This is a genomic window from Pseudomonas cichorii (assembly GCF_015471405.1).
GTDB classification, from domain to species: Bacteria; Pseudomonadota; Gammaproteobacteria; order Pseudomonadales; family Pseudomonadaceae; genus Aquipseudomonas; species Aquipseudomonas serbiensis.
In genome coordinates, this window is record NZ_BLVZ01000003.1 from 255,706 (window position 1) to 269,087 (window position 13,382).

The 13,382-nt window shown below is 56.7% G+C and carries 12 protein-coding genes and 1 pseudogene; 3 read left to right on the top strand and 10 right to left on the bottom strand.

The features are described from left to right. Positions 1 to 53: 53 nt before the first annotated feature. From JL015_RS05115 to JL015_RS28005, 4 genes and pseudogenes are all read right to left on the bottom strand, one after another. Complete coding sequence (locus JL015_RS05115) at positions 54 to 878, bottom strand: alpha/beta fold hydrolase (RefSeq protein WP_201017693.1); 825 nt, start codon at positions 876 to 878, stop codon at positions 54 to 56. Between the two features lie 157 nt (positions 879 to 1,035). Then, positions 1,036 to 1,602 (bottom strand): phosphonate metabolism protein/1,5-bisphosphokinase (PRPP-forming) PhnN, encoded by a 567-nt coding sequence (phnN, locus tag JL015_RS05120; protein ID WP_201003056.1) that lies wholly within the window; start codon positions 1,600 to 1,602, stop codon positions 1,036 to 1,038. A 125-nt stretch (positions 1,603 to 1,727) separates the two neighbouring features. Next, positions 1,728 to 2,492, bottom strand: a complete 765-nt coding sequence (locus tag JL015_RS28000; protein WP_374063376.1) for a methyl-accepting chemotaxis protein — start codon at positions 2,490 to 2,492, stop codon at positions 1,728 to 1,730. A 93-nt stretch (positions 2,493 to 2,585) separates the two neighbouring features. Next, a pseudogene (locus JL015_RS28005) lies at positions 2,586 to 3,635 on the bottom strand (HAMP domain-containing protein); the annotation flags it as partial. A gap of 510 nt (positions 3,636 to 4,145) precedes the next feature. On the opposite strand from JL015_RS28005, the gene JL015_RS05130 reads away from it, so the two are divergent. Further along, the gene (locus tag JL015_RS05130; protein ID WP_201003060.1) at positions 4,146 to 4,979 is read left to right on the top strand and encodes an HDOD domain-containing protein; all 834 of its coding nucleotides are present in this window, start codon (positions 4,146 to 4,148) and stop codon (positions 4,977 to 4,979) included. Between the two features lie 66 nt (positions 4,980 to 5,045). On the opposite strand, the gene JL015_RS05135 is transcribed toward JL015_RS05130, so the two are convergent. Continuing rightward, positions 5,046 to 6,050 carry an alpha/beta fold hydrolase gene (locus JL015_RS05135; RefSeq protein ID WP_201017695.1) on the bottom strand — a complete coding sequence of 335 codons (1,005 nt, stop codon included), beginning with the start codon at positions 6,048 to 6,050 and terminating at the stop codon, positions 5,046 to 5,048. Positions 6,051 to 6,217: 167 nt separating this feature from the next. Here JL015_RS05135 and JL015_RS05140 point away from each other — a divergent pair, with 167 nt between their 5' ends. Beyond that, on the top strand, positions 6,218 to 7,165 hold the full coding sequence (locus JL015_RS05140) for a LysR family transcriptional regulator (protein WP_201003064.1): 948 nt from the start codon (positions 6,218 to 6,220) through the stop codon (positions 7,163 to 7,165). Here the strand turns inward: JL015_RS05140 and pstB are convergent. The 4 genes from pstB to pstS all read right to left on the bottom strand — a co-directional run bounded on the left by pstB (position 7,146) and on the right by pstS (position 10,905). Beyond that, the gene (pstB, locus tag JL015_RS05145) at positions 7,146 to 7,925 is read right to left on the bottom strand and encodes a phosphate ABC transporter ATP-binding protein PstB (protein ID WP_025259634.1); all 780 of its coding nucleotides are present in this window, start codon (positions 7,923 to 7,925) and stop codon (positions 7,146 to 7,148) included. The two genes, JL015_RS05140 and pstB, sit on opposite strands and share 20 nt — an antisense overlap. Further along, a complete protein-coding gene (gene pstA, locus JL015_RS05150; protein WP_201017696.1) occupies positions 7,925 to 8,809 on the bottom strand; it encodes a phosphate ABC transporter permease PstA in 885 nt (294 codons plus the stop codon). Before pstA ends, pstB begins: the two co-directional genes overlap by 1 nt. Continuing rightward, positions 8,806 to 9,801, bottom strand: a complete 996-nt coding sequence (gene pstC, locus JL015_RS05155) for a phosphate ABC transporter permease subunit PstC (protein WP_201017697.1) — start codon at positions 9,799 to 9,801, stop codon at positions 8,806 to 8,808. Before pstC ends, pstA begins: the two co-directional genes overlap by 4 nt. Positions 9,802 to 9,885: 84 nt before the next feature. Continuing rightward, on the bottom strand, positions 9,886 to 10,905 hold the full coding sequence (gene pstS / locus JL015_RS05160; RefSeq protein ID WP_201017698.1) for a phosphate ABC transporter substrate-binding protein PstS: 1,020 nt from the start codon (positions 10,903 to 10,905) through the stop codon (positions 9,886 to 9,888). Between the two features lie 415 nt (positions 10,906 to 11,320). Here pstS and JL015_RS05165 point away from each other — a divergent pair, with 415 nt between their 5' ends. Next, entirely contained in the window at positions 11,321 to 11,614 is a 294-nt protein-coding gene (locus JL015_RS05165) for a hypothetical protein (RefSeq protein ID WP_201017699.1), read from the top strand. Positions 11,615 to 11,616: 2 nt separating this feature from the next. On the opposite strand, the gene JL015_RS05170 is transcribed toward JL015_RS05165, so the two are convergent. Then, positions 11,617 to 13,269 (bottom strand): VRR-NUC domain-containing protein, encoded by a 1,653-nt coding sequence (locus JL015_RS05170; protein ID WP_201017812.1) that lies wholly within the window; start codon positions 13,267 to 13,269, stop codon positions 11,617 to 11,619. Between the last annotated feature and the right edge of the window lie 113 nt (positions 13,270 to 13,382).

A 13,382-nucleotide genomic window follows, 5' to 3' on the forward strand; every position in this document is an offset into this window, starting at 1 on the left:
GCGGCCAAGGCCCCTCCCACAATCTGTGGGAGGGGCCTTGGCCGCGACAGCAATCATGACTGCTTGATGAAATCCAGCAGATAGCCGTTGATCTCATCGATCAATGTCGTACACATGCCATGGGAAGCACCGGGGATGATTTTCAGCACCGAACCTCGGACCAGCTCTGCGCTTTTGATGGCAGAAGCGGAAATGGGTACGATCTGGTCGTCATCGCCATGCAGGATCAAGGTAGGAACATCGAATTTCTTCAGGTCTTCGGTGAAATCGGTTTCGGAAAACGCCTTGATGCAATCCAGTTGGCCCTTGATCGAACCCAGCATGCCAATTGCCCAGAACGTATCGATGGTTCCTTGTGAAACATCAGCACCCTCGCGGTTGAAACCATAGAACGGTGTCGCAAGATCCTTGAAGAATTGCGAACGATTGGCCGTCACACCCTCGCGGATTCCATCGAATACCTCAATGGGCAGGCCCTCGGGATTGGCCTCCGTCTTGAGCATGATCGGCGGCACAGCACCAATCAGCACAGCCTTGGCAACCCGCTCCGTACCGTGGCGGCCAATATAGCGGGCGACTTCACCGCCGCCTGTGGAGTGGCCGACAAGAATAGCGTCCGTCAGGTCCAGCGCCTCGAACAGTTCGGCCAGATCGTCGGCGTAGGTGTCCATTTCATTACCGTCCCAAGGCTGGCTTGAACGGCCATGGCCACGCCGATCGTGGGCAATGACGCGATAGCCGAGGCGGCCCAGGAAGTTCATCTGGGCATCCCAGGCGTCGGCATCCAGCGGCCAGCCATGGGAAAACACTATCGGTTGCCCGGTGCCCCAATCCTTGTAATAGATCTCGGTGCCATCTTTGACTTTCAACAGGCTCATAAACATCAATCCTCATGTTATGCAGCAGTGACAGGAACAAGGACGACATTCGAGCGACGTAATACGCAATCGACGCATCGAAGGTGTGGGAATTGAGACTAGACCTGAATAAGGGCACAGCCTTGTATAGGTGTGCCCTACTGGACCGGTGGTTCGGTCAGGCGGGTTCGCGCTGGCTGTCGATGTAGCGGATGAGGTTGCTGACGGTCTGTTGCAGGTCGCCGGAGTTATCCAGCAGGAACACGGAAGGGTTACTGGCCAGTACATTCACGGCAAAGGCAGCATTGCGCTCCAGCCTTGCCTCGATTTCCGGGACTGATTCACGTCCTCGTAACAGCAGACGCTGACGCAAGACCTGCTGATCGACGGTCAACAACACCGCCAGCAGATTCGGGTAACGCACTTGCGCCTGTTGCAGATGAGCTCTTGAACCGTTGATAAGCACGTTATGCCCTTCAAGCAGCCACTGCTCTATCTCTTTGGGAATGCCGTAATGCAGACCATTGGCCTGCCAGCTCAAGGCGAAGGCGCCCTGCTCACGCATGCTCTCGAACTGCTCGACGCTGACGGCCTGAGCCGCCTCGCCAACAGCTTCGGCAGAACGGGTGATGACCCGCCGCACGATCCGGCAACCGTTGCGGGTCAATGTTTCCCGTGCGGCATCCAGCAGGCTGTCCTTGCCTGAGCCGGACGGCCCGATGAGATAGATCAACCTGCCCACCATCAAAACACCCTCGCCAGACTTTGCGGGTAACGGCAGGCCGTGGTGAGCGATTCACACCACGGCCAGTAAAAGACTGGCCGGATGATAATCGTTCAAGGGGAGTTTCAGTAGCTTCTTTTACCCGATCAGATGCGGAAGCTGCCGACCAGTTGCTGTAGGCGAGCCGCCTGCTCTTCCAGCAGGTTGCAGGCATCCAGGGTCAACCGGAGGTTATCGACGCCCTGCTGGTTGAGGGTGTTGATATGCGTGATATCGACGTTGATCGATTCCACAACGGCGGTCTGCTCTTCGGTTGCGGTCGCGACCGACTGGTTCATGCCGTTGATTTCATCGATACGTCGAGTAACGCTGCCCAGACGCTCGCCAGCACGGTTGGCAATGCTCACGCTGTCCTCGCTCTGACGCTGGCTTTCGGTCATGTTCGCCACCGCCTCGCGGGCACCGACCTGCAGCTCTTCGATCATGGTCTGCACTTGCTGGGCAGAATCCTGAGTCCTGTGCGCCAGGTTGCGGACTTCATCGGCTACCACCGCAAAGCCACGGCCCGCTTCACCTGCGCGAGCCGCTTCGATGGCAGCGTTGAGCGCCAGCAGGTTGGTCTGCTGGGAAATGCTGGTGATCACTTCGAGAATCTGCCCGATATTGGCGGTCTTGCCATTGAGGCTCTCGATGTTGACGCACGACTCGCTGATCTTGCCGGACAGTTCGTTCATCGCCGCAATGGTTTGCTGCACGACGCTCTGGCCTTCACCGGCCAGATCGCTGGCATCGCTGGACTGCTGCGAAGTACGGGCAGCGTTCTGGGCGATTTCATGGGCGGCTGCGCCCAGTTGGTTGATCGCGGCAGCAACACTTTCGGTACGGTTGGATTGCTGATCGGAGTTGGTCATGGATGAGTTGGAAGCCTTGACCACTCGCGTTGCCACTTCACCCAGTTGCCCGGCAGTGGAAGCCACTTCGCGAATCGATGTGTGGATACGCTCGACGAAGTGGTTGAAGGATTGCGCCAGCTCACCGAACTCATCCTGAGAGGTAATGGCCAGTCGCTTGGTCAGATCGCCTTCACCGTCCGCAATGTCACGCATGGCGCGGCCCATCTGATGCAGCGGCTGCATCAGCACACGAATCAGCAGGCCCAGCAGCAGGATGATCACCAGCACGACCACGCCCATGGCGGTGATCGCCGAAGTGCGGAACTCGCTCAGCATCGCGTAGGCCGCATCCTGGTCCAGCACCAGGGCAACATACCAGTTCGCTGTTGCGATGCCTTGAACCGGCGTGAAGGAAATGATCTCGGACTTGCCGCCGGACTCGATCTCGCTGGCCCCGGCCACGACCTTTGGCGTATTGGTCGGATAGGCTTCGCTGATGTTCTTGAGGACCAGCTTGCTGTCCGGATGAATCAGGATCTTGCCATCGGCGCTGACAATGAACGCATAGCCATGCCCGCCGAAATTAAGGGAGTTGATGGTCTTGCTGATGCTGTCCAGGGAAATGTCCGCCCCCGCAACACCTGCAAACTGGTTCTGGATCTTGACCGGAGTCGCCAGGGTGACTACCAGCTTGCCCGAGGAAGCGGCAATGTAGGGTTCGGTAACGATGACGCCAGGAGCATTCTGTGCGGCCTTGTACCAGCCACGGGCGCGCGGATCGTAATCGGCGGCGCGGTTGCCGGCAGGAATGGAAAACATGACGCCTTCGGTGCTGCCGAAATAGCTGAGCTGAAAGTTCTCGCTGTACGCCTGCAAACCGATTGCCCGCTGCAATTGAGGCAGCGTCTTGCCATCGGCGGAAATCTGCTGACCCATCGATTGCAGCAGATGCGAACGGCTCTCCAGCCAGGTCTGAATGTTTTGTGTCGTCAGGCTGCCTAACTGCTGCAATTCGGACAAGACATTGGATTTCAAAGTTTGGCGCTGTCGATAGTCGTTTATGACAATAAACGCACTAAACGCGACAACCACAATCAACGCGGCAGCCAGCAGAATTTTCTTGCTGAAACCTAAACTTTTCATCATGAGGGATACTTCCATGCAAAAACCAAAACGGAGATATAGCGATCACCAGAAAAGCCTGACAACTGTGTCGTTTTTTACGAACCAGGGGGATTGACAAAAACCGCTGTTAGTCAGTAGGTACGTACAATCTGGAAAGCTTTCAGCAACGGCTCGCCCCGAAAACAGAGCGATTTAATATCATACACACAAGCATTTTTCATGACAATTTGGGCGCTTTATTTAAATAAACCTGGCTGACAATATTTCGTATTTAAAAGCGTGTTGTATGACGTCAATAAAGTGTCGAACAATCCTGACTTCATGATCAGGCTTTCAGGTACACATATTTTTTAAACGGATATCCATTACTTGAGGCATAAACGCCCCATAAACTTTGCAATACTTTTTGCAAGGCCTGCCATCGCGTCGACAATACATCGGATGATTTGCTTCGGATGCCAGAGCTGAGATGCACCTCTCACAATGCGCCGGGAAACGTGCAGAGGGGAAAAAACTGACTATCGTTGAATCATCCGACGTACGAGGATGCCATCGATGACTCTTGAAAAACTGTTTGACGATTTGCACAGCCTGCCCAGCATTCCCAAAGTGGCCCAGGACCTGATGCTGCAGTTCGATAACCCCTCCTCCAACCTGGAAAGCATCGCCCGCAATATCGAAAAGGACCCGGTGATTGCCGCAAAGGTACTTCGTCTGGCCAACTCTGCACGGTTTCGCGGCTCCCGGGAGTCATCCAGTATCGAAGACGCGGCCATGCGTCTGGGCTTCAATACCCTGCGCACGCTGGTGATGGCCTCGGCAGTGACGGGAGCTTTCAAGGCCGGTCCGAGTTTTGACCTCAAGGCTTTCTGGCTCAAGAGCTTTCAGGTGGCGGGGATCTGCCGGATGCTGGCCAAGCAGACCGGTGCAGATCCTGAAATCGCCTTCACCTGCGGGGTCATGCATAACATTGGCGAACTGCTGATCCAGACTGGAGCGCCACAAGTGGCCGAGCGCATCAATAATGCCGCTCGCACAGGAGCACCGGGGCGTGCAGCCATCGAAACGCTGCAACTGGGTTTCGGTTATCCGGAAGTGGGCGCAGAGCTTGCCAACCGCTGGCATTTGCCCCACGTCATCAAACAGGCGATTGCCTATCAGGCCAACCCGGTCCAGGCACCGGACAACGCCCCGTTACCACGCATCGTGGCTCAGGCCATCGTGATTTCCGACGCACTGGAAACCGGTGGCGGCGCCACGCCTGAAGCCCAGAAGGCAGCAAGCGGCCCGCTGATGGAAGGCATCGACCTGGACGCCCTCTTCAACGGCCTGCCTCCTGTGCTGGAAGCAGACAAGGCGTTTTCACAATTGCTGTCTTGATTCCCATTATTCGCGAATAAATTCGCTCCTGCCTGGTTTGCGTAGGAGCGAATTCATTCGCGAAGACTATTTCAGGAGCAAACCTGAAACCAGTGCCTTGTTGAACATGACCGGATCTTCCATCTGCGGTGCATGCCCCAGGCCTTTGAACTCCACAAGTGTGGCGCCCGGAATCATCTCGGTAACCTGCTTGCCCAATACCTTGTAATTGCCGATCCGGGCCTTGACCTCCGGTGGCGCGATATCGCTGCCAATGGCGGTGGTGTCTGCATCGCCGATCATCAGCACGGTCGGCACCTTGAGTTTAGGGAATTCGTAGAACACTGGCTGAGTGAAAATCATGTCGTAGATCAGCGCCGAGTTCCAGGCAACCGCTTTCTGGCCCGGCCCCTTGTTCAGACCGGCCAGCATATCGACCCACTTGTCGTACTCAGGCTTCCAGCGCCCGTCGTAATACGTCTTCTGTTCGTAATTGCGAATCCCTTCGGCAGTCACCTTCAACTCACGCTCATACCATTGATCGATACTGCGATAGGGCACGCCCAGAGCTTTCCAGTCTTCCAGGCCAATCGGGTTGACCATCACCAGTTTTTCGGTCTGTTGCGGATACATCAGCGCAAAACGTGTAGCCAGCATGCCGCCAGTGGAATGGCCTATCACCGAAACCTTGTCGATCTTCAGGCTGGTCAGCAAGGCCTGGGTATTGGTTGCCAATTGCTGAAAACTGTATTGGTAGTAGCCAGGCTTGGTGGACGTGCAGAAGCCGATCTGATCAGGCACCACGACGCGATAACCTGCGGCGCTCAATGCCTTGATGCTGTCTTCCCAGGTGGCGGCGCAGAAGTTCTTGCCATGCATCAACACCGCCGTGCGGCCGTTGGCCTTGCCAGTGGGCGCGACATCCATATAGCCCATTTCCAGTGCTTGCCCTTGGGACTGGAAGTTGAATTTATGCAGGGTATGGGGATAGGTGAACCCTTCGAGTTGCTGGCCATAGCTGGGTGTTTCGGCAAACACGGCACCCGGCAACGCAAGTGTCATGAGAAAACCTGCGATCTTTACAGCGCGCATAAAGAACCTCCTGTAGGAAATGGAGCGTGAACATGCGGGAAGGCAGCATGCTGGCCTACAGATTTGCTCCTGTCACGCGGACAGACATTTCATAGTGTTAATGCCGAGTCATATAGACTGTCGCCATCCTTTATAAGTACAACCTGGCCTGGTGCAAAGGAATAACCATGAATCGCAATGAGCTGCGCAAGGCAGACATCAACCTGATGGTGGTTTTCGAGACATTGATGCAAGAGCGCAATGTGACCCGCGCTGCCGAAAAACTGTTTCTTGGTCAGCCGACCATCAGTGCAGCCCTCAACCGGTTGCGCAACCTGCTCAACGACCCGCTGTTCATCCGGGTCGGCCATCGCATGGAACCCACCGCTCGCGCCCATGAAATTCTCAGACACCTGACCCCGGCACTGGATGCCATGTCTGCGGCGCTGAGCCTGGCCAGTGAATTCAACCCAGCGGCCAGCACCATGACCTTCCGCATCGGCATGTCGGATGATGTGGAGTTTGGTCTGTTGCCAGCCTTGCTACAGGCAATCCGCAAGGAAGCACCTGGCGTGGTGCTGGTCGTCAAGCACGTCGACTACCTGAATATCTCGGAAGTGCTGATGTCCGGCGAGATTACCGTGGGCATCTGCCTGACCCGCGACCTGCCAGCCAATGCCAAGCGCAAGCCGTTGCGCAATGTGCAGCCTCGCGTGGTAAGGGCCGACAAGTCATCAACGCCCATGACGCTGGATGAATACTGCTCACGCCCGCATGTAGTGGTGTCGCATGCGGCGAACGTCAGCAGCTTTGCCGATGAATGGCTGACGGCTCTGGGTCGCAAACGCAAGGTGGTGCTGTCCGTGCCGCGCTTCACTACCCTGCCCGCGCTGATGGCCGGAACCGACCTGATTGCCGGTCTCTCCGACTTCACGGCCAGTGCCATGAGTGCGCTGGGGTTATTGCACGATGAACCCTTGCCGTTCAGTACACCGGGGCTGGATCTGTCGATGACATGGCTGAGCGTGATGGACAACGATCCGGCAGAACGCTGGTTGCGCAGCCGGATCGAGGAATTCATGGGCGAGCACCGGACGGCGCCCACCCTGGCGGGAATCAGCCAAAGCGACCCGTGATGTAGTCTTCGGTCTGGGTCTTGGAAGGCTTGGTGAAGATGGTGTCGGTATCGCCATGTTCGATCAGCTCACCCATGAACATGAACGCGGTGTAGTCCGAGCAACGGGCCGCTTGCTGCATGTTGTGGGTCACGATGATCACGGTGAACTGCTCTTTCAGCTCGGTGATCAACTGCTCGATACGCCCGGTGGAGATCGGGTCCAGTGCCGAGGTCGGCTCATCGAGCAGCAGGACCTGAGGACGCAGTGCGATGGTACGCGCGATACACAGACGCTGTTGCTGACCGCCGGACAGGCTGGTCGCGCTGTTCTTGAGCTTGTCCTTCACTTCATCCCACAACGCGGCGCCACGCAGGGCCTGCTCGACGCGATCTTCCATTTCACGACGCGACAGCTTTTCGTGGTGGCGAATAGCGTAGGCAATGTTCTCGAAGATCGACATCGGGAACGGCACCGGCTTCTGGAACACCATCCCCACCTGACTGCGCAGACGGTTCATCGAATAGCCCGGCGCCAGGATATTTTCGCCATTGAGCAGCACTTCGCCGCGCGCTTCCTGTTTCGGGTACATCGAGTAGATACGGTTGAACACGCGCAGCAGGGTGGACTTACCGCAGCCGGACGGGCCGATGATCGACGTGATGCGCTTTTCAGGAATCATCATGTCGATGGATTTCAGTGACTTCTGGTCGTTGTAGAAAAACTCCAGACCGCGCACTTGAATCTTGGTTTTTTCGTTGGCAAGGGAAAGGTTGTTCATCAGGACGCCCTATTGCGCAGAAGAATTAAGCGAGAAAGCAGACTCAGTATCAGAACGAAGAGCGTCATGACCAATGCACCGGCCCATGCCAGGGAGTGCCAGTCTTCAAACGGGCTCATGGCGTACTGGAAGACCACCACCGGAACGCTGGCAATTGGCTTGAGCAGATCGCTGCTCCAGAACTGGTTGCCGAAAGCAGTGAACAGCAGCGGCGCGGTTTCGCCCGTGATACGAGCCAGCGCCAGCAGAACGCCCGTTACCACGCCCGCCTTGGCGGCACGCAGGACGATTTGCAGGGTCAGCTTCCATTGCGGCACACCCAGGGCCAGCGCAGCTTCACGCATGGTCGAAGGTTGCAGTTGCATCATTTCATCGGTGGTACGCACCACAACCGGAATGACCAGCAGGGCCAGGGCCAGGGCACCGGCAATCGCCGAGAAACCTACCTGCTGACCCGTGAGCTGATTGAGCGGCAGCACGACCACGGTGTACACGAACAGGCCCAGCACAATCGACGGAGCCGACAGCAGAATGTCGTTGATGAAGCGTACGGCGTTACCCAGCTTCGAGTAGCGGGCGAACTCGGCCAGCCAGATACCGGCCATCAGGCCGATAGGCGTACCGATCAACAGACCGATGCCGGACATCAGCAAGCTGCCGTAGAAGGCGTTGGCCAGACCGCCTTCGACACCCGGCGGCGGGGTCATGCCGGAGAACAGTTGCAGGTTCAGGGCATCGATGCCCTTGATGATGGTGGTCAGCAGAATCCACACCAGCCACAGCAGACCAAATGCAGTGGCGCCACAACTGAGCACCATTGCGATCTTGTTCTTGATATCGCGAACCCTGTACAGGCTCTCGTTACCGGTTACGGCCTTACTCATAACCCCTCCTTACGCGAAAGACGCGACAACATCAGACGTGCAAGGGCAAGCACGATGAAAGTAACCACAAACAGCAGGAAGCCCAGAGCAATGAGCGCCGAACGGTGAAGGTCGGTGTAGGCTTCGTTGAACTCGTTGGCGATTACCGAAGCGATGGAGCTGCTTGGCATCATCAGGGACGCGGAGAACTGGTGGGCGTTACCCAGAACGAAGGTCACCGCCATGGTTTCACCCAATGCACGGCCAAGCCCCAGGAATACACCGCCAACCACCGCCGAACGGGTGTAAGGCAGAACGATGTCCCAGACCACTTCCCAGGTCGTGCCCCCCAGCGCATAGGCAGACTCTTTGAGGGTCGTCGGAACGGTGCGGAAAACTTCCTGCATCACCGAGGTAATGAACGGCGTGATCATGATCGCCAGCACGATACCGGCAGTCAGCATGCCGATACCCAGTGGCGGCCCCTGGAACAGGGTGCCGATAAATGGCAGGCCGCCCAGGTTTTCGTTGATCCACGGCGACAGGTGTTCAGCCATGAACGGGCCGAACACGAACAGCCCCCACATGCCATAAATGATCGAAGGGATGCCGGCCAACAACTCGATGGCCGAAGCAATCGGCATCCGCAACCAGGGCGGCGCGACTTCCGTCAGGAAGATAGCGATGCCGAAACTCACCGGAACGGCGATCAGCAAAGCCAGGAAAGAAGTAACCAACGTACCGTAGATCGGAACCAGGGCACCAAACTTGCCGTTGTTCACGTCCCACTCGGCACTGGTCAGAAAACCAAAACCAAAGGTCTCGAATGCCAGAGCACCGCCCCACAAGGTCGACAGGGCAATACAGCCCAGCAGCGCAAGCACCAGCATGGCCGCGCCTTGCAGCGAACGTCTGAACCATGCGTCATGTCGATGATCCCGCTTGGCGCGTCTCTCTCCTTCGGAGTCGATATCAGAGACGTTAGCGGACAGGTATTGGGTGTTTTCAGTCATGTTGAGTCCACTCGCAAGAAAAAGCCCCTGTCATCGAACCGATATCGCGGCCAATGACAGGGGTGAGCTACAGGCTTGAATCACTTACTTGGTGAATTCGGTTTTCCAGTAGCCTTCTACACGCTCAACCAACGATTTCGGCAGAGCGACGTAATCCAGTGCTTCTGCTTGTTTCTGGCCATTTTCCAGAGACCACTTGAAGAAGTCGAAAGTGGCTGCACTTTTCTCTTCGTTCTTGGCCTTCTTGTACATGATGATCCAGGTGGTTGCGGTGATCGGCCATGCTTCGTCGCCCGGAGCGTTGGTCATGATCAGACCGAAGTCCTTGGCGCTTGCCCAGTCTGCGGTGTCAGCAGCAGCGGCGAAGGTCTTGGAAGTCGGAGTTACAAACTTGCCAGCAGCGTTTTTCAGCTGGGTGTAGGCCAGTTTGTTGGTAGCCGCGTAGGAATACTCTACGTAGCCGATAGAACCCTTGATCTGCTTGACGTAGGCAGAAACACCTTCGTTACCCTTGCCACCCACACCCACCGGCCACTTGACGGTGGAACCGAACTGCAGCTTCTCGTTCCACTCCGGGCTGACTTTGCTCAGGTAGTTGGTGAAGTTGTAGGAAGTGCCCGAGCCGTCGGAACGGTGAACCACGGTGATGTTGGTTTTAGGCAGGGTCACGCCTGGGTTCAGAGCCTTGATAGCCTCGTCGTCCCAAGTCTTTACAGCACCCATGAAGATCTTGGCCAGCGTCTCGCCGTCCAGTTTCAGCTCGCCGCTTTCAACACCTTCAACGTTGACGATTGGCACGATGCCACCGATCACGCTAGGGAACTGACCCAGGCCAGCGGCCTCCAGGTCTGCTGCCGACATAGGGGCATCGGATGCGCCGAAGTCAACGGTTGCTGCCTTGATCTGGGCGATACCGCCACCCGAACCGATCGACTGATAGTTGATGCGGTTTGGAGAATCCTTGCTGTAGTCCTGGGACCACTTTGAAATAACCGGGAAGACGAAACTCGAACCAGCGCCAGTGACATCAGTCGCATGTGCAGCACCACTCAGGCACAACGAAGCGATCAGAAGCGACAAGCGTTTTTTAGTCAGCAGTATCACGGTAATACCTCAGTCCAGGAGAAAATGTGGTGGTCCACTTAAGGAAGCCCGAGGCGGATTTAAAACCTGAAATGTTGCTGTTTAATGACAATCAGTCGACTCGTGTCAGAAATGAGCGTTTTTTGTAGTCGATCTCCTACGCCCACCCACAATAAAAAACCGGCAAAGCCTCGTATTTACAGGGGTATCCTCCTGAATCCCGAAGAGTATCAATCTGCCATCTCATCAGGATGGCGCAGAGCCATCTCTGTTTTTTAATTGTAAGAAAGCACGTCTTTTTAGAACCAATGTCAGGCAGGAGATGGTTTTTTATAGCGACAAGGTCTTGATCCGCCCATCGGTCGGAAGCGTCGCACCTATCTTTTCCCAAGCCAGACCAATGACAGGTAACGACCCAACATTGGAGACTCACATCATGATCGGCAACCGAATAGCGGCTTTGGGCATTGCGGCCTTACTGGCAGGTATGAGCGCAGGTGCATGGGCAGGATCGACCGGCCCTACCCATCCAGAAGGCAATGACCCGGACAGCCCGGCCATGGAGCTGAAAAGCGATCAGGAAGACAACACCGACGGCAGCAGCCCCGAAGCAGACGGCAGGGTCCCTGACCCGGAGCAAACCAACGGGATGGGCAGCGACAGCACTCAGGGCTCGAACGGCGATAACGACAGCAGTACCGCCAATGATAAAAAACCCTCGGATCACTGAGATCAGTCCAGTTGATCGGGTGCCCACTGCACGTAACAGACTTCTACAGGCATGCCATGCTCGGCACAGAAATCCAGCCAGCGCAGTTGGTTGTCCTGTAGCCGGTCGCCAGGCCCCTTGACCTCGATCATGCGATAACGACGCTGTTCGGGGAAAAACTGAATCAGGTCCGGCATACCGGTGCGATTGGCCTTGATGTCTTGCAGCAGTCGACGAAACCAGTGGCCAAGATGCTCGGCAGGCAGACAATGCAGCGCCTGTTCCAGCAGTTCAGGGGTCAGAACGTTCCAGAACACGAAAGGCGATTGCAGGCCGGATTTGCTCTGGAAGTGCTCACGAATCGTCGCCTGATAGGCACCTGTTTCCAGTTGGGCCAGACACTCGTCAAACAGTGCGGCACGACGCTGGTAGAAATCCGGGCTGAGCAGATCACTGGGAGCACTGTGAAACGGATGGAAAAACGCCCCAGGCAACGGCTCGAATATCGCAGGCCAGCACAACAGGCCGAACAATGAGTTGATCAGCGCATTCTCGACGTAATGCACCTCGCTGCCCTCTTCTGCCAGATGCTCGCGGATCAGGAACTCGACACTCAGACCCGGCACCGGCACCACGCTCAGATCCAGACGTGACACGCTGCGAGCGGCTGCACGCTTCTCGACCGCCAGCCCCAGCTTGCGCTGCAAACGCGGCAGAATGCGTTGCAGATGCTGAAGCTCGGCATCGTTCTGCGGAACGGCCCTTGCCTGTTCAAGCAATTCCATGGCCCGGGCGTATTCGGCACTCAGTTCCAGGACCCGAATCTGTCGCGAACGCGCACCGGGGTAATCGCACTGGCGATAGACTTCCAGTGCCAGCGGCCACTCCTGTAAACGCTCGGCCTGCTGCCCGATATGGAACAACAGCCTGGCGCAGCGTCTTTGCAGCCACGGGTTGCGTGTCTCGATGGCTATCGCCTGTTCAGCCAGCAACGCCAGCTCCACGCCCTGCCCCAGCGCTTCCCGACAGGCATGCAACTGGAGGCAGACGTCTATGTCCACCCGTTCGCTGATGGCTCGTGAGTCCGGCGAAAACTCAACCTTTTCGTAGCGATAGATTCCCAGATCCGCCAGCACGAACTCCGACCATTCCTGATACAGGTTGCCGAAGTACAGCAGGCGCAAGCGATCACACAGCGGCATCACCGTCAGCCCGAATACCTGATCGTCCAGATCCGGGTGCCATTGATCCAGAGGCTGGGCGACGTCATACACAGCCTGCAGGCGCGCAAACCACTCTGCCTTGCGCTCCGGGCCTTTGACCGCATGGGCCTTGAAACACTGGCTCAGCTCGTCCTTGCGCAGCAGTTGAAACAACGCTTCCAGGTCCAGGGCCGGACGTGAGTCGACCCAACCCAGCGCCAGCAGTGGCGACGCGGCTTCGCGGGTGTCGCCAATCTCGTCATAGTTCAGTTTGCTGGCCCGGAACAGCGTCCCCTTGCGCATGACCATACGCACCAGCAACCCCTGAGCGGGAGTCGGCAGCCCGGAAAAATCACTGATGAACCGGCGCTCCTGCTCATCGAGCAAATCGTCGTAACGCTGAACGATCCAGCCAAGTACCTGACGAAAGTTTTCCAGGTAATAAAACGGATTGTCGAGAGGTGAAGTGCTCAAGGATACGGTCACATACGGCAGGGACAGGCGGCCAAGGATACTGGTTATCCGTACAGATTCCAGCCATGAATCCACCGGTTTTCCCCTTGGCCGATAAATGGTGCATTTCGGGA